The following is a 20,589-nucleotide window of genomic DNA, read 5'->3' on the forward strand; positions in this document are numbered from 1 at the left end:
TTAGACATAATAAATACTCCCCCATAAGCAGCCAGATTTTTATTTTTTAATCTGTCTACCTAAAGGGGAGCATATCACTTCCGGAACGGGGACTTTATTCTTATTTTTTCTGAGGCGGGTAAACTTTCCACTTGGATAAATCCGGCTGCTGTTTTTGAACAAGCTCTTTTGGAAAGATAAAAGTCCAAGGCTTGCTTGTGTTGGCTTTTACTTCAAATTTCTCAAGCTTGAAGCCGCCCTGGCAGATGATATCTCCCGCAGCGTCTTCTACGATGAGAGGGATTTGTTCCAGCTGGATATTTTTTTCGCTGCCATTTCGAATTAGGACCGTAACAGCCAGGTTTCCCTCGCTTCCATGCTTGGCTTCTATTCCCATGAAGTTTACTTCGCCAGGGGATAGAGCAGGCAAGGAAGAAACCATTTTCTCCAGATGTTCTTTTTGGGAAGGGGAAATCTGATTTTCCCAGCTTTCTTCAAGATCCAGCTGATGGACAGCCGCTGATTTTTTCAATTCAAAAGCGATCTTCCAGCCTTCTTCAGGGATCTTATCAACAAGCTTATCTTCTGATGAGAAGAGGAAGCGCCATGGGCGTGATGTCATAGGTGGAAGCTCATCCATGCCATCAAGCTCAAATTGCTTTTTCGCAATGGCCTGGCCATTTTCGTCCAATAAAAGAAGGTCTACTGCCTCGAAACGAATAGCTTTAGGCAGTGTATTCCTCAGAATGGCGACAACCACAAATCCTTCATCAAAATTAATGAGCTTAATGCCGTTTATGGCAATTTGGTTTGGCTTAAGCAGAGGAAGCTGCTGGTGTTTGAATTGATATACATATTTCTCCTGGCTGGTTAGCTCCCAGTCAGGATGAAATGATAATGTTGTTTTTACAAGATCATCCTGATCAGCATTAATTTCGTTCTGCTGCAGTTCTTGCTGCTGATCCTGTTCAGGTGTTTTCTCTTTTTTTGCTTTTCTTTTAAATAAAGCCATTCTATAAGTTCCCCCTCGAGTTACTCTTCTGAAGCCTGGAATTGACTTTTTAGATATTCGATAAATCGGAGGCTGATCCCTGATTCAATTTCGAACATCAGTCGATTGAATTCGGCTAGTGCCTCGTTTTCAAGAAGGCGGTAAGGGTCTTCCTGTCCATAGCCTCGCAGGTGGATGCCATCTTTAATGATCGTCATGACTTCCAGGTGCTGAATCCAGTTCGCGTCAATCAGCTGAAGCATAAATCTCTGCAGCTGATTTCCCAGCTCTTCCTCTTCCTGAAGGGAAAGAATCTGATTCTCAAGCTCTGCATATTCCTTCATGACTAAATCAGTTATCTCTTCTTTTTCTTTGTCCTGAAGATCATACAGGCTGATATTAAACTGAATAAATACAAAGCTAAGCTCTTCTAAAAGGCCATTTAGATTCCATTCTCCGCTCGCGATGTCTTCAGTACAGTATTTATCAATGATCTGCAATAGATATTTTTTGATATAGCTTGTTACTTCAGGGAATGTCTCACTTGCCTCAGCCTTTAATAGCCTGTCTCTCATTGAATAGATGACTTTGCTTTGGCGGTCGATTACATCATCCAGTTTCAGCAGATGGCTTCTTGATGAATGATGTGAGTGTTCAACCGTTTCCTGGACGCGGCGCACGAATTTATTTGGGTCAGGAGATAGAATAAGTCCCGCTTCATTCGTTTTAATCTTTTTCAGATATTTTTCCATTTCATCTGGATCATAGTTGATAAAAAGATCGTCCTCTAATGAAACAATGAACTGGGAAGAGCCCGGGTCACCCTGTCTTCCGGACCGTCCCCGCAGCTGCATATCGATCCTCATGCTTTCGTGGCGCTCTGTTCCGATAATATGAAGTCCGCCCAATTCTTTGACGCCTTCGCCAAGCAGAATATCCGTGCCCCGGCCGGCCATGTTGGTCGCGATCATAACCTGGCCTTTTTGACCTGCAAGTGAAATGATGCGCGCTTCATCTTCTTCAGTCTTGGCATTTAGGATATGATGCTTAATGCTATGTTTTTTAAGCTGATCAGACAGTTTTTCGGACTGCTCAATCGAAGTTGTTCCTATTAAAATAGGTCTGCCTAATTCATGAAGAGTTTTAACTTCTTTTATGATTCTATTAATCTTGGATTGGTAATCTTTAAAGATTAAATCATCTTCGTCTGAACGCTGTATTGGTTTATTTGTAGGAATGGTTACCACTTTTAAATTATACGTTTCCAAAAATTCCTGTTTGGAAGGGGTTGCGCTCCCGGTCATTCCGGCAAGGCTTCCGTACATCCGAAAATAATTTTGAATGGTAATGGTCGCCTGTGTTTCATTCTCTTCCGTAACCTCAAGGCCTTCCTTAGCTTCCAGTGCCTGGTGAAGGCCTTCACTGAAGGTTCTGCCTTCCATTATTCTTCCAGTGAATTTATCTATCAGGATAATCTTTCCGTCTTTTACGATATAATCAACATCCTTCTTCATTACCACATATGCCCGTAAAGACTGCATAACATTATGAAGGAGATCCTGATGCTCGGCATCATATAAATTATCAATGCCAAAAGCTGCTTCAATCTTATAAGCGCCTTCATCTTTTAGATAAATCTGCTTGGTTTCTGGGTAAAATTCATATTCTGCGTCGGCCTTGAATGACTTCATCAGGTCGGCAGTAATATAGAATAATTCAGCTCCAAGACTGGATTTATTGGCGATGATCAGCGGAGTGCGGGCTTCATCAATTAAGATGCTGTCGATTTCATCGACGATGGCATAATGAAGCTTTCTTTGCACTTTTTGATTGATGTCATAAACCATATTATCTCTGAGATAATCAAAGCCAAATTCATTTCCGGTTCCATATGTAATGTGAGCAGAGTAGGCTTCTTTCTTTTCTTCAGGAGACATTTGCGAGATGTTCAAACCGACTTTGAGTCCGAGGAATTCATGTACCCTTCCCATTTGCTCAAAATCACGTTTTGCCAGGTATTCATTGGCAGTAATAATATGAACTCCTTTGCCTTCCAGAGCATGAAGGTAGCTTGGAAGAGTGGACACCAGTGTTTTCCCTTCTCCTGTCTGCATTTCGGCAATGCTTCCTTCATGAAGGACAAAACCGCCAATCAGCTGAACATCATAATGCCTAAGTCCCAATACACGTATTGCTGCCTCTCTGACAACACTGAATGCTTCTATCTTTATGTCTTCAAGTGATTTGCCCTGCTTAATATCTTCCATGAACATGGCAGTCTTTTGCCTTAGTTCACCGTCGGATAGCTTTTGGATCTCTTTTTCCCTACTGTTTACAGCATCGGATAATTTTGACAGCCTTTTAATTTCGCGGGTGGAGTCACTGAGCATCATTTTAACCTTTGTTAGCATACTTTTCGCCTCTATTTCCAGTAAAAATTGACCTAGTCGAATTATATCATATTGGGCATATTTTTGTTGAAGTGGAAGAAATTTCTAGTATAATTGTAGAATAATAGGACAGTCTTTGTAACTTTCCTGTAAATAGACACGTCTGTTTATTATGTGGAAAGGAAGGTGGAGTAATAACTGGCAAATCGGGAATAGAGGGAATGCGAATCAAATTAATATTCTTTCCTTTAAAGGTATGAAATATACCTTCCAATTAAAAAAACATTGCGTATTTAAAGATATGTGTTACGATATTCATGATTAAGCTAACAATAAAACTAACCTCTGCAAAAGGTGATGATGAATGTATATTCAAGCTGCTATAGCTTTTCTAGTATCTCTTGTAACTGTCTTAGTCATTACGCCGCTTGTCATAAAGTTCGCCATAAAAATCGGTGCGATTGATAAACCGAACCACAGAAAGGTTCATAAAAATGTGATGCCCCGATTGGGTGGTCTTGCGATTTTCATCGGAGTCGTCGCCGGTTATTTTGCGGGCGGGTTATACGACCAGAAGGTCACAGCCATTAGCGTTGGTGCTCTTTTGATTGTTGCAATCGGGATTCTGGATGACAAATATGAATTATCCGCAAAGGTGAAATTCGCCGGACAATTAGTTGTGGCCGGTTTAATTGTTGCCAGCGGTCTAACAATCGATTTGCTTTCGATCCCTTATATAGGAAACTTTGAGCTTGGAATGTGGAGCTATCCTATTACAGTGTTCTGGATTGTGGCGATTACCAATGCAATCAATCTGATTGATGGCCTGGATGGTCTTTCAGCCGGAATTTCAGCTATTGGAATTGCAACTATTGCCATCATGGCTGGATTAAATGGCAAAATGCTGATTTTAATGATTTCAGTTATTTTGCTGGGAAGTATTATCGGGTTTTTATTTTACAATTTCCACCCGGCGAAAATATTCATGGGAGATACAGGTGCTCTGTTCCTTGGGTATTCAATCTCCATTCTTTCTCTGCTGGGGCTATATAAAAGTGTAACCCTGTTCAGTTTTCTTGTACCGATTATTATATTGGGTGTGCCGGTCTTTGATACGACATTTGCCATTATCAGGCGGATTGTCAATAAAAAGCCGATTTCGGCACCTGATAAATCGCATTTGCACCATAGACTTCTTGCGCTTGGATTTTCCCACAGGAATACCGTATTAGCGATATATGCCTTTGGGATTATGTTCAGTATTAGTGCTGTTATCCTGTCAGAGTCCACTTTATGGGGATCTGTCTTTATCATCTTCGGCCTGCTTGTAGTTACAGAAGTATTTGCTGAAATCATTGGCATTGTCCATGTTCAGTATAAGCCGGTGCTAACTCTGTTTAAAAAGCTGACGGGCAACCGTTCATATGGTAAGTAACGATAATTTTATAAAAATTAAAACCGTTTGTAGCATTTTATGGTGCAAACGGTTTTTTTAAGAAATTTTATCGCTTATTATTTCCCTTTTTCAAAAAAATATGCAAGAATTTAAAAGGTGAAAAATCACTGTTCTTCTTTATGTGGAATTTATGTCGAAAAAGGTAATATCTTATACTTTTTTTGTCATATTTTGATCATTATATTATTAGAAGTTGTGGTAAACTAACTTGTGAATTTTAATTTTATTTATTTTTGGAGGTATTCTTAATGAAAGTACCTATGCTTGACCTCAGTGAACAGTACCAGGGATTAAAATCTGAAGTATTGGAAGTTCTTGATGAGGTTATGAGTTCTTCAAGATTTATCCTTGGGGACAATGTAAAAAAATTAGAAGCAGATGTTGCGAAATATAGTAATGTTAATCATGGCATTGGCTGCGGTAACGGAAGCGACGCCATACATATTGCGCTTCAGGCTTTAGAAGTCGGCCCTGGAGATGAAGTAATCACAACTGCATTTACATTCTTTGCTACCGGCGGAGCAATCGCCCGTGCTGGTGCTACGCCTGTTTATGTGGATATTGACCCAGTAACATTTAATATTGATCCGTCCAAAATCGAGGCGGCGATTACAGAGAAAACGAAAGCGATCATACCTGTACATTTGTACGGCCAAATGGCTGATATGGAAAGCATTGCGAAAATTGCTGAAAAGCATAACCTTGCGATTGTTGAAGATGCTGCACAGGCAATTGGATCAAAGCATAACGGAAAAAGTGTAGGGGAGCTTGGCACAGCTGCTACTTACAGCTTCTTCCCAACGAAAAACCTTGGAGCATACGGAGATGGAGGCATGATTGTTACGGATAATGATGACGTAGCAGAAAAATGCCGTGTCATCCGTGTGCATGGAAGCAAGCCGAAATATTATCACCATGTATTGGGCTATAACAGCCGCCTGGATGAGCTTCAGGCTGCTGTATTAAACGTGAAATTCCCTCACCTGGATACATGGAGCGAAATGCGCAGAAAGAACGCGGACACATACACTAGCCTTCTAAAGGAAAAAGTGGGTGACCATGTTGTAACACCTGTTGAAAAAGAAGGGAATTATCATGTTTTCCACCAGTACACACTGCGAGTGGAAAATCGTGATGAGCTTCAGAAGTACCTTCAGGAGCAAGGGGTTTCAACAATGATTTACTACCCGCTTCCATTGCATGTTCAGCCAGTATTCCAGGAGCTGGGCTACAAAGAAGGAGATCTTCCTATAACTGAAAAAGCGGCTAAAGAAGCCCTTTCTCTGCCAATGTTCCCTGAGCTGAAAAGAGAGCAGCAGGAGTATGTCGTAGAGAAAATTGCAGAATTTTACGGTAAATAAAAATCCAGGAAACGCCGCCGGACTGGGGGCGTTTCTTTACATGCTTACAAAGGGCTGGTGTTGGAATGAGAGAAGAAAAGAAACGATTTGTACTATATGAATACCTTATGTACTTCTGGAAACGAAAGCATTATTTTTTAATTGTTCCGATTATCACGATGCTGCTGATTGGTGGAGCGGTTTATTTTTTGAAGAAGGATATGCCATATACGGGGCAGGCACTGGTTTATACAGGTTCTATTACTTCACCGGATTTGACACGCCAAAATAATATTGAAGCAACATTTGAGGATGAAAAAAATCTAGAGATAGTTGTAACTTCTAAGCAGGTGAAATTCGTCTTAAAAGGAGACAATAAAAAGGATATTGCAAACAGGCTCGACAAAATAACCGAGACATACAGGGGAATGCTGGTAAAACATTTCGATGAAAGATTTCAAACGTCAGATGTTTATGTCCAATCACTAAATAAACGAGTTTCAGTTCTTGAAAAAGCAATTGAAAGTTATAAACAGGAACTTGAGAAAGGTTTAGATCCCGACCAATATGAGGATGTAACGGCTTTAATTATTGAAACTGAGAAAGAGCTTACTGATGCGGCCGCCACTCTCAACCGCATGAGTAGTGATTTGCTTTTTTACCAAAAGGAGAAGCCGAGAGTTTTAACTGAAACTGTAACCCCAAGCAAAAACTACCTAAAAGAAGGCGCAGCCATCGGCCTAATCCTGGGACTTGTACTAACCGTCGCATTATTGGCATTACTGAAATATCTAAGTGAAGGCAGGAGATACTACAATGATTAATTTTGCTATTGTAGGTATGGGACATATCGCAAATAAGCATATCGAGGCAATTGAGAAGGCGGAAAATGCAAACCTGTATGCAATCTGCGATAACAACCCGGCAAGACTTGAGATTGACAATCCTAATGTAAAGAAATATACCGATCTAAATACAATGCTGGAAGAAAATCCGGATATCCATGTAGTGAATATCTGTGTTCCTTCCGGACTTCATGCAGCACTAACGAAGATTGTTGCAGATCATAAAAGACATATTATTGTTGAAAAACCGATGTCATTAAAGCTTCAGGATGCTGAAGATATGATTCAATATGCCAGTGAAAATGGCGTAAAGCTTGCTGTTGTCCATCCTAACCGGTTCCGTCCGGCTATTCAAAAGCTGAAGGCTGAAATGGATAAAGGTTCATTCGGAAAGCTGAGCCATGCGAATGCGACTGTGCGCTGGAATCGCAATCAGGCATATTATGATCAGGCAGCATGGAGAGGCACGAAAGAATTTGATGGCGGCGTTCTTATGAACCAGGCTATCCATGATCTTGATCTTATGCTATGGCTGATGGGACCTGTAGAGTCTGTTCAGGCGATGGCAGCGACACGCCTCCGTAAAATCGAAACTGAGGATGTTGCAGCAGCAGTTGTTCAGTTCAAGAGCGGGGCACTGGGCGTAATTGAAGCAGCGACTACCATCTATCCGAAAAATCTGGAAGAATCGCTTGCGATTTTCGGTGAGACTGCTTCGGTTAAAATCTCCGGCAGAAATGCAAACTACATTGAAACATGGGATATCGAGGGTGTAGAGGAAGAAGAAGCCGAGAAAATTAAAGATGAAATTAAAGCAGATCCATTCGGCAAGCCAGGCCATCAATGCATTATTGAAGACATGGTACTTGCATTGAAAGAAAACCGTAACCCAATTGTAACTGGAGAAGACGGTTTAGCTCCTGTAAAATTGATACTGTCAATTTTAGAATCAGCAGAAACTGGGAAAAAAGTCGTTATAAAGTAAAGGAGAATGCAAGATGAGTGCATATCAGACATTAATAAATAAAATCGAGAATAAAGAAGCAGTTATTGGTGTAGTAGGATTGGGCTATGTGGGCCTTCCGCTTGCTGTAGAAAAAGCAAAAGCGGGATATAAAGTAATTGGCTTTGATGTACAGGCTGCCCGTGTAGAGCAAGTTAATATGGGGATTAACTATATTGGAGATGTTGTGGATCAGGATCTTGCCGATATGATTAAGGACGGCAGATTGGAAGCAACAACAGACTACGCTAAAATTCAGGAAGTTGATGCAGTGGCGATTTGTGTGCCAACACCGCTTGATATTTACCAGCAGCCGGATACTTCATATGTTGAAAGCTCTTCTAACGAAATTGCCAAGTATGCGCATGAAGGAATGCTGGTTGTATTAGAATCAACAACATACCCTGGAACAACTGAGGAAATTGTAAAGCCTGCTCTTGAAAGCAAAGGCCTTACAGTAGGAGAATCAGTATTCATTGCTTACTCTCCAGAACGTGTGGACCCGGGCAATAAGCAATTCAAAACTAAAAATACGCCTAAAGTAGTTGGCGGTATTACTGAAAACTGTACAAAAGTAGCTTCTGCACTTTATCGCAATGTACTTGAAGGAGATGTGTTCGAAGTTTCTTCTCCAGCTATTGCGGAAATGGAAAAGATTTTTGAAAATACGTTCAGACATATCAATATTGCTCTTGCCAACGAAATGGCGATCCTATGTGAAAAAATGGGCATTGATGTATGGGAAGTAATTGATGCTGCCAAAACAAAACCATATGGTTTCATGGCCTTCTATCCTGGACCTGGCCTTGGCGGACACTGTATCCCAATCGATCCATTCTACTTAACATGGAAAGCGCGTGAGTACAATTATCACACAAGACTGATTGAGCTTTCCGGAGAAATCAATAACAGTATGCCTGAGTACGTAATCAACCGTGCTATGCAAATCCTGAATGAAGACGGCAAAGCCCTTCGCGGAGCTAAAATAACCATTCTTGGTGTGGCATACAAAAAGGACATTGATGATGTCCGTGAATCTCCAGTCCTTAAAATTGTTGAACTGTTAGAACAGCATGGAGCTGACTATACGGTGGTTGACCCTTATGTAGCTTCATTCAAATCATGCGGTGCAAAAGTGGAAACGGTTGAGCTTTCAAAGCAGCTGCTTAATGATTCGGATCTTGTTCTTGTTACAACAGACCACTCAGACTTTGACTATAAGATGATTGCTGACGAAAGCAAAGTCATCTTCGATACACGTAATGCAATGAAAGATGTTGAAAAGCCAAACAAGTACGTTAAACTATAATTTCTAAAGGTAAAGGGAGATTCTTATGAATTTTATTGATCCTACAGTACAAACCGATTCATCTGTAAAAGTTGGGTACTATTCCGTTATAGAAAAAGACGTAAAACTTGGCAAAAACGTTGTCATTGGAAATCGCGTTACCATTCATGAAGGCACTGTTATTGGCGACAATACAACCATTGCGGATGGTGCTGTTGTGGGGAAACCGCCAAAACCGGCCAAGACGAGCACTGTTAAATTATCTGACTCTATTCCTGCGCTTGAAGTGGGAGAGGATGTGACGATTGGTGCGAATTGTGTCATCTATCGCGGTGCTAAAATCGGCTCTTCCACTTTGATTGCTGATCTTGCGAGTGTAAGAGAAAACGTGGAAATCGGAAACTATGTCATTGTTGGACGCGGTGTTACAGTAGAAAACTACGTGACCATTGGCGACCGCACAAAGATTCAGTCCAATTCTTATATTACTGCTTATACGACATTGGAAGAGCAAGTATTCATTGCGCCATGTGTAACAACTACAAATGATAACTTCATGGGCAGAACGGAAGAGCGCTTTGATAAAATCAAGGGTGCAATCGTTAAAAAAGGTGCCCGCGTTGGCGGTGCGTCCATTATCCTGCCAGGCATTACAATTGAAGAAGAAACATTTGTAGCTGCTGGTGCTCTTGTTACAAAAAATACCGGGGCGAAAACATTAGTAAAGGGTGTACCCGCTAAGTACGTCAAGGATGTTGACGAGCGGGAGCTGTTATAGGTGCTCGCCCAATTTAAGCGTTTAGGAGCGGATTCGCTCCTTTACGCATTTATGAATGTCGGAACCAAGTTAATCGCTTTTATCATGCTGCCTATTTATACAAACTATCTACCTCCAGCGGAATATGGAGTGCTTGATATCATAGATAAATGGACAGCCATGCTGACGTTTTTGATTATTTTCGGCACTGATTCTGCATTGTCTTTCTACTATTTTGAAACAAAGGATGAAGGCAAAAAGCTGGAGCATGTCCGTAACGTCATGTATTTCAGGATCTTTATTGTAGCTTTGCTGGGACTCATTGTACTTGCAGCTGGCCCTTATATTTCTGAGCTCCTTTTTGGCGATTCAGGGTATGTAAGGCTCTTATATATCAGTATTGGGGTACTTTTTCTGGATACCATTCTAGTTGTAGTGCTGATGGTGCTCCGCTTTGACTTTAAAACCAAAAAAGTCGTCATTTTCACAGTAGGGAAAATGCTGCTGGTTGCGATATTATCTTACCTTTTCCTAAAATATTTTGTTCAGACACCAGAAGGAATCCTGCTTGGAAGAATAGCGAGCAGTGCCATTATCTTTCTGCTTCTGCTTTCAACCAGCATAAAATATTTAAAACCCAAGATTTCCTTTCCATCGCTGAAGGAATTGGTTAAGTATGCAGCCCCGCTTGTTCCGGCTTCCCTTGCCTTTTGGGTAATTGCCAATGCAAGTGTTTTCTTTCTGCAGGCTTTTCATTCCACAGAAGAAGTAGGGATATATGGAGCTGCCACCAAGCTTGCTACCGTCATCACTTTGCTGACAAGCGGAGTACAAATGGCTTGGCGTCCTTATTCCATGTCCATCAAAGATAAAGAAAATAGCCCTTTGCTCTTTTCAAAAATTTATATGGGACTTCTGCTAATGGGGATTTTTGGAATCATGGCTATTGCAACGGTCATGCCTTTCATTATTGGTATTCTTGGCAAAGACTATTACAATGCCTATCAATACGTGGCATTGATATCGGCAGCGACGTTCCTGAATTTTTATTACCTGATTATTTCTGCCGGTTTATTTTTCACAAAGAAAACCGGGGTTATCTCCATAACGTTTGGCATTGTGGCTGTGATTAATACAGTCTTAAACATTACGCTAATTCCGGTGTTCTCCATCTGGGGTGCCGTAGCGGCTTATTTGATTGCTTATATGACTGCCATTGTATTCATATTCAGAAAAAGCCAGCAAGCATATTATGTACCGGTGTCATTTGGGAAAATGGCATTTTTATTTGTAAATATGACTGCTGCTGTTATCAGTATTATTTATGTTCAGGAACATGAGCTTAACTACTTATTTATCGCTTTAGCCTGGCTTTATATGCTTCTAATCATTGGAATCAGCCGGGTTGATAAAGATTTCAGAAGAAAATCATTTCAAACTGAAAAATCATTGAATGAATAGAATTGGAAATGCTAAATAGAAGAGAACTCCACAGGAGGATGAATAATGAAAATTCTAACAGTATTAGGCGCCAGGCCTCAATTTATCAAAGCCGCTCCTCTTTCACGGGTTTTGCGTGAAAATCACCAGGAGTTAATTGTTCATACAGGACAGCATTATGATGCAAATATGTCTGATATCTTTTTTGAAGAATTGAACATTCCAAAGCCTGACTATCATTTGAATGTAGGATCCGGGAACCATGGCAAGCAGACTGGCGAGATGCTTGCGAAAATAGAGGAAATTGTACTGGAAGAAAAACCTGATTACCTATTGGTCTATGGGGATACGAATTCCACATTGGCAGGGTCTTTAGTTGCTTCCAAGCTGCATATTCCGGTCATACATATTGAAGCGGGATTACGAAGCTTCAATAAGAAAATGCCGGAAGAAATTAACCGCATTATGACTGACCATGTCTCAGAGTTCCTGTTCTGCCCGACTGATACAGCAGTGGAGAATCTGAAAAACGAAAACATCACACACAATGTCTTCAATATTGGGGATGTTATGTATGATGCAGTTCTGTACAATAAAGGGCTGGCAGCTGAGAAATCATCTATTCTGAGCGAGAATGATTTAACTGAAAAAGGCTTCCATCTCATCACAATCCACAGAGCTGAAAATACGGACGATATCGGGAATATGAAAAATATCCTGGAAGCATTCTCAAAAATTGAAGATGTAAAAGTATGGCCCATTCATCCGCGTACCAAGCATAAGCTTGAAGGGTACGGCCTGAGCTTAAGCGATGTTCCTAACCTGAAAGTTATTGATCCAGTAGGTTATTTGGACATGCTGACATTGGAAGCAAATGCGAAGAAAATCATTACGGATTCTGGCGGAGTCCAAAAAGAAGCGTACTTCATGAAAGTTCCTTGCGTAACAGTACGCGAACAGACAGAGTGGGTTGAAACGCTTGAAGAAGATGCAAACATTCTTGTTGGTACAGACGTAAAACAGCTATTGGATGCTGTAAACAAAGAAGTAAATCCATCTTATAAGGAAGTTTTCGGGGATGGAAAAGCAGCGGAGAAAATTGTATCTCTAATCGATAACAGATAAGGCGGCTAAGCTATGCTCTATCTTTTAATTTGGTGTATTGTTTTAACGGCTTCCATTTACCTTTTCAAACAGGCTGGCGGAAGCCTCTCCCTTTTAAAGCCAAATATGATTTCAATCATATTTTATTATTCATTTCTCATTTCCAGCTTTATCGGGACTTTGCTGATTGGAATGGGAGTGGATGATTACTATATGATTAATCGGCTAAGATTTGAAGAAAGCAGGCAAATAGGTTTTTATATGATTTGTCTGGTGATGTTTCTGTTTCCGTTAATCATGATGTTAATCTCAAAGCTGAGCAATTTTGATGCCAAAGAGGAATTTAATTCGTATCTTGCTAAGGATATTTCATTGCCTTTTAAAGAGAAGAATGAATTCTTTCTTATCTTTCTCATGCTGTCTGGCATTTCAATGCTGTCCATTCTATATACGCTTTGGAAAGCCCCTGTCATTCCTATTCTCGAAGTTGCTTTAGGGAACAGTGAGTATTCACCTGGAGAACTAAGGATCATGGCTCAAAGAGAATTCGGCGGTAATGTATTGATACGTAACATTTTCGCGATTGCATTGACCCCGCTTCTGTCCCTGATTGCGTACGTCTATGCTGTCAGGACTGGACAGGTGAAATGGAAACTGCTGTATCTGTCTCTGTTTGCAGGTGCTATTTTAATTAATATCTACGATTTGGCTAAATCGCCAGTGTTTTTCTATTTGATTATGTTCCTGCTGCTGAGCCTGTATATCGGTGTGATCCGATTTACTGTAAGACGTTTGGTTTTATGGGGGATGCTGGGTGCTGCTGCTCTTGTTTCCATGTATATCGTGATTCAGGGTGTGACGGATATTGGTTCTTATTTGTCCTATAATTCCGGTCCTGTTGGCAGATTGATTTTTGCTCAAATTGCGCCGACTTTCCTGCATTTTGATTTATATGGTAGTTTACTGCCGTTTTTAAATGGGAAAAGCCTGCCAATCATTACGGATTTATTTGATATGGATCAGGTCCGTTCCGCCAGGGTTGTAATGGAAACGGTGTTCCCGGAAAAGGTAGAAGCAGGTACAGCAGGGGTGCTGAACACTCTTTTTATTGCTGAAGCATATGCGAACTTTGGGTACCTGGGTGTCATTGTCAGCACAATTTATATAGCTGCATTAGTGCAGATTTTATATATCGTATTGATTAGGCTCCCTAAAAATCCGGTATTTTTATGTTTGTTTATTTTCTTTACCATTAATATTCCAAGAACCCTGGTTGGAGGGTTTGCAGACTTTTTATTCAATCCAATCTGGATGCTGATGACAGGTTTGTTTGTGGGGATCTTAATATTTATCAGACTTCGTATTTACTTGACTGCTTTACGGCTGAAGAAAAGGTCTGGAAATGAAGTTTAAGGAGAAATTCCATGAAAAAAGTATTGCTTTATTATCCTTTTGAAATAGCTGAAAATGCGAATAGCGGATCCAAACTCAGGCCAAAAGAAATCCATCAGGCTTTCTTGAACTGGGGGAAGGAAAATGATGCAGAAGTTCTTCTGCTGTCAGGTTCTTCAGCCGCAAGGGAGGAGCTTTTTAACAGTTGGAAAAGTGAAGGGAAGCTTGATGATATTTGGTTCTGCTATATGGAGAACCAGACGATTCCCTTTTGGCTTACAGATAAAGGGCATGTTCCCAAAAAACCATTTATCGACCTGAAGGTCATGAAATTTTTAAAACAGAAAAATGTGCCTGTCGGTGTATTTTATCGGGATGTTTATTGGAAATTTGATGAGCTTTATCCTTTAAGAGGTCCAAAAAAGACAATCATGAAAACTGTTTATCGGATGGAAGAAAGCTTTTACGAGAAGTATTGCGATGTTATTTTCCTTCCAAGCGATGCAATGGGCGAGTATGTTGATATTAATAAGAGGAAAATAGCTCTGCCTCCCGGCGGTAAAGCAAAGAACATCATCAAAAAAGAAAAAGACAGTGTGGCTGCTCAGGGATTATATGTTGGCGGGATAAACAACGAAGATTATGGTTTATTTTTGCTGCTGGACGCTTTAGAGCTGGCTAACAAAGACCGTAGAGTCTGTGATTTGACTGTTGTCTGCCGCGAAGAGGAGTTGGCCAGCCTTCCTTCTGAAAGAAGAAACCGTCTTGAAAAGCTGAATGTGACGGTTAAGCATTTGAGCGGGGAAGCATTAAACGAATTATACCGTGAAATGGATTTTGCCTTTATCCCGCGATATAGAAGCACATATAATGATTTCTCTGTGCCTGTAAAGCTTGTGGAGTATCTATCCAATGAGCTGCCTGTCATTGCCACGTATTGTGAGGCACAAAGAGATATTATTGAAACGGATGGCTACGGGTTAATCTGTGCAGACCAGGCAGATGATATGGCTAGAGCAATTGAAGAAATGGCGGGTCATACACAAATATACCGTCACAACATCAAGCAGACTTTTGCCGATAAGCATTCCTGGCTTGCAAGAGTCAAGAAGGTAAAGAGTGCCTTGTTAAAGGAGGAACTATGAAAGTACTAATACTTGCTCCAAGCAGATCGATACACACCCATAAATGGGCTTTATTTTATAAAAATAAGGGCATTGATGTTAAGGTTGTTACATTCTCTGACCACTTTTCAGCAGAAAATGCCAAGGAAATCGACACCATCACCCTTCCTAAGCTATTACCCGGGAAATTGTCGTATATTTCGAGTGTTTTCGCTTTGAAAAAGGTACTTAAGAGCTTTCAGCCTGACATTCTTCATGCGCATTATGTATCAAGCTATGGATTTGTCGGTGCATTAGCCAATTACAAACCTTTTTATGTGTCCGTTTGGGGAAGAGATATTTTTCAATTTCCCCAGCAGGGCGGCTTGAACAGGAAAATTGTTGAATATACCCTTTCTAAAGCAGACGTTATTTGTTCAACAAGTCATATCATGGCTAAAGAAACAAACAAGTATACAGATAAAAAAGTGTATGTTACACCTTTTGGCGTGGATATGAACAAGTTCAGACCAATGCCTGAATTTAAGACTGAGGGAAAAGTTACGTTTGGGACTGTTAAGGCACTCTCAGATAAATATGGCATTGGTGATTTAATTAAAGCCTTTGCCAGGATTTATAAAGAAAAGACCAATTCTGAGCTTCTCATCGTCGGGGATGGACCGCAGCGGGCAGAGTATGAGCAGCTGACAAAAGACCTGGGAATTGATCATGTGACCGAGTTTACCGGACGGGTGCCAAATGATAAAGTCCCGGAATACATTAATAAAATGGACGTATTTGGAGTTCCTTCTACTGAAGACAGCGAGAGTTTCGGTGTAGCAGCTGTGGAATCAATGGCCTGCGGTGTGCCGGCAGTTGTGTCGAACGTCGGCGGACTTCCTGAAGTGGTGCTTGAAGGGAAGACCGGTTTTGTTGTGCCGAAAGAGAACCCGGAAGAGCTTGCAAAAGCGATGCTGCACTTAGCCGACAACAAAGAAAAAAGCATAGAAATGGGACTCGCCGGCATTGAACATGTAAAAACTAATTACAACTGGACGGATAACGCAAATGGCATGCTCGATTTATATGAGCAAACCTTGAATAAGGGGATGAAATCATGATTAAAAAAGCAGTAATACCGGCAGCCGGGCTTGGAACCAGATTTTTGCCTGCTACTAAGGCACAGCCTAAGGAAATGCTGCCAATCGTCGATAAGCCGACCATTCAATATATCATTGAAGAAGCAGTTGAGTCTGGCATTGAAGATATCATTATTGTAACTGGCAGAAGCAAAAGAGCGATTGAAGATCATTTTGATAAATCTGTTGAATTGGAAATGCTTTTGGAGAGAACGGGCAAACATGAGATGCTTGAGGTTGTGGAGAACATTTCAAACCTGGTTGATATCCATTATGTAAGACAGAAAGAGCCGCTTGGCCTTGGGCATGCCGTTCTTTGTGCAAAGAAATTCATCGGTAATGAGCCCTTTGCTGTTCTGTTAGGCGATGATATCGTTGACAGTGAAGTTCCAGCGCTTAAACAAATGATCGATCAATACACAAAGGTACAGTCCAGCATCCTGGGATGCAATGAAGTACCGCGCTCAGAGGTATATAAGTACGGTATTGTAAATTATTCTGAAAACACCGGCGACCTTTTTAAAGTTCAGAGCCTGGTTGAGAAGCCTGCAGTTGAAGAAGCTCCATCAACACAGGCAATCGTAGGCAGATATATCCTTACACCAGCTATTTTTGATATGCTCGAGGATGTCCAGCCGGATAAAAAGGGTGAAATTCAGCTGACAGATGCAATTGACAGCCTTCTTGATGAGGAATCAATTTACTCTTATATCATTCAGGGAAACCGTTATGATGTCGGAGACAAATTCGGATTCCTGCAGGCATCAATTGATTTTGCTTTAAAGCGCCCTGACCTAAAAGATAAGCTGTCAGCCTATCTGAAAGAACTAAATGTTAAGTAATGGAGATGGGAAAATGAGAGTGATTTACTTGTGTCAGCATTTTCCCCCTGAAACTGGAGCTCCTCAGATTCGTGTTTACGAAGTAAGTAAAGAGCTTATCAGCAGAGGGCATCAGGTGGAAGTCATCACAGCTTTCCCGCATCATCCTCATGGCATCATTCCAGAGGAGTATAAGGGACGCTTCTATATGTTTGAAAACTGGGATGGAATTCCTGTACATCGTTCATGGATTTATCCATCTCCAAAGGGAAGTTTCTGGAAAAGGCTTGCTTCCTATTTTTCTTTTACGTTCAGCGCTTTTTACTCGATTCTTAAATCAAAGCCGACAGATGTGATTATCTGTAATTCTCCTCCGCTATTCCTTGGCATTACAGGGTATTTAGGAGCGAAAATGAAAAGGGCAAAGTTTGTATTCAATGTTGCAGATATTTGGCCGGAATCAGCTGTAGAGCTTGGGATCCTGAAGAATAAATCATTTATCCGCCTGGCTGAGCGCCTTGAAATGTTTCTTTATAAGAAGTCCTGGAAAATTGCGACTGCCACGGAAGGGATTAAAGACTACATGGTCCGCAAAGGAAAGAAAGAGGAAGATGTATTTCTTCTTCCTAACGGGGTCAACACAGATACATTTGCTCCCCAGCCGAAAAACACTGAGCTGTTGAGAGAAGTAGGTATTGAGGGCAAAAAAGTTTTTATGTATGCCGGAAATCTTGGTTATGCCCAGGGTCTTGATTCTGTTCTGAGAGCCGCTGCTCTATTAAAGGACAAGCAGCCGGATGCCCATTTTCTGTTTGTTGGCGATGGACAGGAGCGGGAAAAGCTGCTGAGCATCAAAGAAGAACTGCAGCTTGATAATGTAACCTTCTATGGTTCTGTACCGGTTTCTGCGATGCCGGATATGTTTGCCGCAGCAGATTACAGCATTGTTTCTTTAAGGAATATCGAACTTTTCAAAGGTGCAAGGCCTTCTAAGATATTTCCTGCCATTTCTTCAGGTGTGCCTGTTCTTTATTGTGGAGATGGAGAGAGTGCCGCCATTCTGGAAGAGTATAATTGCGGTAAGATTGCCCCGCCTGAAAACCCGGAAGGCATTGCTGCCGCAATTTCAGAGTTAATGAGTGTAAGTGATGCGGATTATCAAACCATGAGAGAAAGTGGCCGTAAGCTGGCCATTGATCAATACTCCTGGAAAAGCATCGTTGACGATATCCTTTTCCATTTGGGAGAGCAGAATAACGAAAAAAGAGCCAATTCCTAGGTGAATTGGCTCTTTTGCTTGTTCTATTTTGAAACTGTAGTTCCTTTGAAATAGTGGGTAATAATCTGTTCCGCTTTCCATCCTTTTTCGGCAAATCCCTTTGCTCCATATTGGCTCATGCCAATTCGGTGTCCCCAGCCTTTTCCGTTTAATGTAACAGATGTGATGCCTGAACCTTCATTGGTCACGATGCCGCTTGCAGTTTGAATGGAAACTTTTGAGTCAGAGAGTGTTACTTGGCCGTTTGCTGTCTGTACAGTCTGGCCCTTCATATCACTGATGTTTGCCGTACCGCTTGAGGTTTGGACGCTTAATCCGGATGCAGAGCCATTCAGCACCGCATCAAACCAGTTTGAATACAGCTGGTTATAGACATTTGAATTAGGAAGCGGGAAAAGCTTTCTGATGACAGACTCGTTGCCTGTTACAGTTTTATCGCCGGCAGATGTTTTAATGGTTACCCCGCGAACCTCTCCATTAGCTCCCGTTTTCGATAGAGTCAAATCATAAATGACGGCAGATGTATCTGAAAAACCAAAGTTTTTCAGCAGCTGTGCGGAAGAAAATGTTTCACTCCAGCTGGTGTATGGGGAGGACTCATATGGATCATCAACCGAAACGAGATAAGGATAATAAGACTGGTTGGAGTTCCATACGTCACCTACATTGGCTGTTCTGCCGCCGCTGGTTGAGAAGAAAAAGGTCTGGATAGGCTTTCCATTATATTTGGCCACTAATCCGGCTGTTTCCTGAATAGCGGTATTGGCCCTGGAATCTTCCCCTGAATAGCCTTTGTAAACCTGGCTTGCAGCTGTGCTTGTAAGCATCATCGTATTGGCAGCATAGCTTCTTGCTGCAATCGCTTGAGCCTTTAAAGCTTCTTTCGGCCAGGAAGCTGGCATCTCACTTGGAACAACACCTTTTAGGTAATCTTCCATATCCAGAAAGTTGATGACCTCAACTTGCGATCCATTCGGCTTTAAAAAGAAGCTGCCCCGATAGGTTGTCCCATTACTTACCTTGGCTGTGGATAGCGAGCTTACTTCTGAGAGTCTCACTGTTGTCGATAAAACCCATCCTGATAAACTTCCAGAAGAAACTTTATACCAGACATGTCCTTGTGCATTTGTAAAAGTGTCAAGGTAATTGGCGCTTTCCCCGGCTTTAAACCTCTTAATGACTTCGTATGAAGAGGTTGCACCCCTTCTTAATGGAGTATCTGCCGTAAAGACTGCCAGCTTAGAGGTACCGCTTAGTTCCTGCAGGTCAAATCCTTTGGCGGATTTCTGATTGAAGCCAGTAAAGCTGACAGAGACTCCGGACGTATCCTTGCTTACGTTTAAGATGGTGCTTTGCGGAATAACCATTTTGGCTCCAGTATCTTTATTAACAAGCTGATATGTTCCATTTAACGAAATGGTTAAACTTGATTTTAAATAAACAGATACATTTACTTCGTTACTATATTGTTTAGGTTCGGCTGCCTGAGTGAAGGCAGGCAAGCAAATGAGCAATACAAGGAAGCTGAAGAGTGAGATGATCTTTTTCAAAACTATCTCACCTCACTAAGACCGCCGAATACCCAGCCTTTTACTCCAGAAGAAGTTTGGGCATTATACCAGGTTTCTCCCTTAGAGTTTACGAAAGTCGAAATATACTTTAAGACCGTTCCTTTTGGCAGTGTTTGAATGACGCCATACGAAGTAGTGGCACCTTTACGCAAGTGAACATCGCCGGTTGTGATAACTTGAGAAGGTGCTGCAGTTGATGGTTTATCTATCGATACATTGCCTGAGAACACCCAGCCCTTTAAAGTTGACGATAATTCCACTCGGTACCATAGTCCGGTTGATGCTTTAAAAGAATCAATTACTTTTAAGCTTGATCCCATCGCTTTAGTGGCCACGACTTTATAATCAGTTGAAGCTCCGGAATGGATATTCACTGAGCTTTTTGTCACATAAACGGCAGAAGGAAGCTGTCCCTCAGCTGGCGGAGTGGTTGGATTCCCAATTTGGCTTTTCAGATTATTTATCTCCTGCTGCTGGGAAGCTAGCTTTGATTCCAGTTCTGTAATCTTGCTTTTCATCGGATTTAATTGTGATGTAACCCAATCGACACTTGCTAACACTACATTGCTGGAAGCATTGATTGCATTCGGAGTAAATAATACTGCTCCTGCTCCAATTCCAAGTGTTAAGGCACCTGCAGCGATCAATTTCTTCGTACGGCTCATTTATTTTCCCCCTGTAAATTTTATAG

Annotated in this window: 17 protein-coding genes; 13 read left to right on the plus strand and 4 right to left on the minus strand. The window is 41.3% G+C overall.

The genetic code is table 11. From position 1 onward, the window contains the following. Positions 1-100: 100 nt before the first annotated feature. Both ACTHRG_RS06685 and secA2 read right to left on the minus strand, forming a co-directional pair. Positions 101-991, minus strand: coding sequence for an accessory Sec system S-layer assembly protein (locus ACTHRG_RS06685; RefSeq protein WP_440230866.1), 891 nt, complete (start codon positions 989-991; stop codon positions 101-103). Positions 992-1,011: 20 nt separating this feature from the next. Continuing rightward, on the minus strand, positions 1,012-3,381 hold the full coding sequence (gene secA2, locus ACTHRG_RS06690; protein ID WP_076257563.1) for an accessory Sec system translocase SecA2: 2,370 nt from the start codon (positions 3,379-3,381) through the stop codon (positions 1,012-1,014). Positions 3,382-3,724: 343 nt separating this feature from the next. Here secA2 and ACTHRG_RS06695 point away from each other — a divergent pair, with 343 nt between their 5' ends. From ACTHRG_RS06695 to ACTHRG_RS06755, 13 genes are all read left to right on the plus strand, one after another. Continuing rightward, entirely contained in the window at positions 3,725-4,795 is a 1,071-nt protein-coding gene (locus ACTHRG_RS06695) for a glycosyltransferase family 4 protein (protein WP_076257562.1), read from the plus strand. Positions 4,796-5,064: 269 nt separating this feature from the next. Further along, on the plus strand, positions 5,065-6,177 hold the full coding sequence (locus ACTHRG_RS06700) for a DegT/DnrJ/EryC1/StrS family aminotransferase (RefSeq protein WP_076257561.1): 1,113 nt from the start codon (positions 5,065-5,067) through the stop codon (positions 6,175-6,177). A gap of 65 nt (positions 6,178-6,242) precedes the next feature. Beyond that, positions 6,243-6,980 carry a hypothetical protein gene (locus tag ACTHRG_RS06705; protein WP_076257560.1) on the plus strand — a complete coding sequence of 246 codons (738 nt, stop codon included), beginning with the start codon at positions 6,243-6,245 and terminating at the stop codon, positions 6,978-6,980. Beyond that, on the plus strand, positions 6,973-7,986 hold the full coding sequence (locus ACTHRG_RS06710; protein WP_076257559.1) for a Gfo/Idh/MocA family protein: 1,014 nt from the start codon (positions 6,973-6,975) through the stop codon (positions 7,984-7,986). The genes ACTHRG_RS06705 and ACTHRG_RS06710 overlap by 8 nt, the downstream gene beginning before the upstream one ends. Positions 7,987-7,999: 13 nt before the next feature. Next, entirely contained in the window at positions 8,000-9,313 is a 1,314-nt protein-coding gene (locus ACTHRG_RS06715) for a nucleotide sugar dehydrogenase (protein WP_076257558.1), read from the plus strand. Between the two features lie 25 nt (positions 9,314-9,338). Beyond that, positions 9,339-10,070: an acyltransferase gene (locus tag ACTHRG_RS06720; RefSeq protein WP_076257557.1), complete on the plus strand. Its 732-nt coding sequence runs from the start codon at positions 9,339-9,341 to the stop codon at positions 10,068-10,070. Further along, on the plus strand, positions 10,071-11,510 hold the full coding sequence (locus ACTHRG_RS06725; protein WP_076257556.1) for a lipopolysaccharide biosynthesis protein: 1,440 nt from the start codon (positions 10,071-10,073) through the stop codon (positions 11,508-11,510). Positions 11,511-11,555: 45 nt separating this feature from the next. Next, entirely contained in the window at positions 11,556-12,614 is a 1,059-nt protein-coding gene (wecB, locus tag ACTHRG_RS06730; RefSeq protein WP_076257555.1) for a non-hydrolyzing UDP-N-acetylglucosamine 2-epimerase, read from the plus strand. Positions 12,615-12,626: 12 nt separating this feature from the next. Beyond that, the gene (locus tag ACTHRG_RS06735; RefSeq protein ID WP_076257554.1) at positions 12,627-14,006 is read left to right on the plus strand and encodes an oligosaccharide repeat unit polymerase; all 1,380 of its coding nucleotides are present in this window, start codon (positions 12,627-12,629) and stop codon (positions 14,004-14,006) included. 11 nt (positions 14,007-14,017) lie between these two features. Further along, complete coding sequence (locus ACTHRG_RS06740; protein ID WP_076257553.1) at positions 14,018-15,130, plus strand: glycosyltransferase; 1,113 nt, start codon at positions 14,018-14,020, stop codon at positions 15,128-15,130. Then, on the plus strand, positions 15,127-16,209 hold the full coding sequence (locus ACTHRG_RS06745) for a glycosyltransferase (RefSeq protein ID WP_440230868.1): 1,083 nt from the start codon (positions 15,127-15,129) through the stop codon (positions 16,207-16,209). The genes ACTHRG_RS06740 and ACTHRG_RS06745 overlap by 4 nt, the downstream gene beginning before the upstream one ends. Continuing rightward, the gene (galU, locus tag ACTHRG_RS06750; protein WP_076257551.1) at positions 16,206-17,069 is read left to right on the plus strand and encodes a UTP--glucose-1-phosphate uridylyltransferase GalU; all 864 of its coding nucleotides are present in this window, start codon (positions 16,206-16,208) and stop codon (positions 17,067-17,069) included. Before ACTHRG_RS06745 ends, galU begins: the two co-directional genes overlap by 4 nt. Positions 17,070-17,082: 13 nt before the next feature. Continuing rightward, the gene (locus ACTHRG_RS06755; RefSeq protein ID WP_076257550.1) at positions 17,083-18,327 is read left to right on the plus strand and encodes a glycosyltransferase family 4 protein; all 1,245 of its coding nucleotides are present in this window, start codon (positions 17,083-17,085) and stop codon (positions 18,325-18,327) included. A 23-nt stretch (positions 18,328-18,350) separates the two neighbouring features. Here ACTHRG_RS06755 and ACTHRG_RS06760 read toward each other — a convergent pair whose 3' ends face one another. Further along, the gene (locus ACTHRG_RS06760; RefSeq protein ID WP_076257549.1) at positions 18,351-19,877 is read right to left on the minus strand and encodes a SpoIID/LytB domain-containing protein; all 1,527 of its coding nucleotides are present in this window, start codon (positions 19,875-19,877) and stop codon (positions 18,351-18,353) included. Positions 19,878-19,879: 2 nt separating this feature from the next. Beyond that, positions 19,880-20,563 (minus strand): SH3 domain-containing protein, encoded by a 684-nt coding sequence (locus ACTHRG_RS06765; protein WP_076257548.1) that lies wholly within the window; start codon positions 20,561-20,563, stop codon positions 19,880-19,882. Between the last annotated feature and the right edge of the window lie 26 nt (positions 20,564-20,589).

The organism is Cytobacillus sp. SAFR-174, assembly GCF_051964675.1.
Taxonomy (GTDB): Bacteria; Bacillota; Bacilli; order Bacillales; family Cytobacillaceae; genus Cytobacillus.

What these genes read in the sequence shown, in the direction of transcription:
- ACTHRG_RS06685 (WP_440230866.1), bottom strand. Translation starts at nt 991, where the DNA reads ATGGCTTTATTTAAAAGAAAAGCAAAAAAAGAGAAAACACCTGAACAG.
- secA2 (WP_076257563.1), bottom strand. Translation starts at nt 3,381, where the DNA reads ATGCTAACAAAGGTTAAAATGATGCTCAGTGACTCCACCCGCGAAATT.
- ACTHRG_RS06695 (WP_076257562.1), top strand. Translation starts at nt 3,725, where the DNA reads ATGTATATTCAAGCTGCTATAGCTTTTCTAGTATCTCTTGTAACTGTC.
- ACTHRG_RS06700 (WP_076257561.1), top strand. Translation starts at nt 5,065, where the DNA reads ATGAAAGTACCTATGCTTGACCTCAGTGAACAGTACCAGGGATTAAAA.
- ACTHRG_RS06705 (WP_076257560.1), top strand. Translation starts at nt 6,243, where the DNA reads ATGAGAGAAGAAAAGAAACGATTTGTACTATATGAATACCTTATGTAC.
- ACTHRG_RS06710 (WP_076257559.1), top strand. Translation starts at nt 6,973, where the DNA reads ATGATTAATTTTGCTATTGTAGGTATGGGACATATCGCAAATAAGCAT.
- ACTHRG_RS06715 (WP_076257558.1), top strand. Translation starts at nt 8,000, where the DNA reads ATGAGTGCATATCAGACATTAATAAATAAAATCGAGAATAAAGAAGCA.
- ACTHRG_RS06720 (WP_076257557.1), top strand. Translation starts at nt 9,339, where the DNA reads ATGAATTTTATTGATCCTACAGTACAAACCGATTCATCTGTAAAAGTT.
- wecB (WP_076257555.1), top strand. Translation starts at nt 11,556, where the DNA reads ATGAAAATTCTAACAGTATTAGGCGCCAGGCCTCAATTTATCAAAGCC.
- ACTHRG_RS06735 (WP_076257554.1), top strand. Translation starts at nt 12,627, where the DNA reads ATGCTCTATCTTTTAATTTGGTGTATTGTTTTAACGGCTTCCATTTAC.
- ACTHRG_RS06740 (WP_076257553.1), top strand. Translation starts at nt 14,018, where the DNA reads ATGAAAAAAGTATTGCTTTATTATCCTTTTGAAATAGCTGAAAATGCG.
- ACTHRG_RS06745 (WP_440230868.1), top strand. Translation starts at nt 15,127, where the DNA reads ATGAAAGTACTAATACTTGCTCCAAGCAGATCGATACACACCCATAAA.
- galU (WP_076257551.1), top strand. Translation starts at nt 16,206, where the DNA reads ATGATTAAAAAAGCAGTAATACCGGCAGCCGGGCTTGGAACCAGATTT.
- ACTHRG_RS06755 (WP_076257550.1), top strand. Translation starts at nt 17,083, where the DNA reads ATGAGAGTGATTTACTTGTGTCAGCATTTTCCCCCTGAAACTGGAGCT.
- ACTHRG_RS06765 (WP_076257548.1), bottom strand. Translation starts at nt 20,563, where the DNA reads ATGAGCCGTACGAAGAAATTGATCGCTGCAGGTGCCTTAACACTTGGA.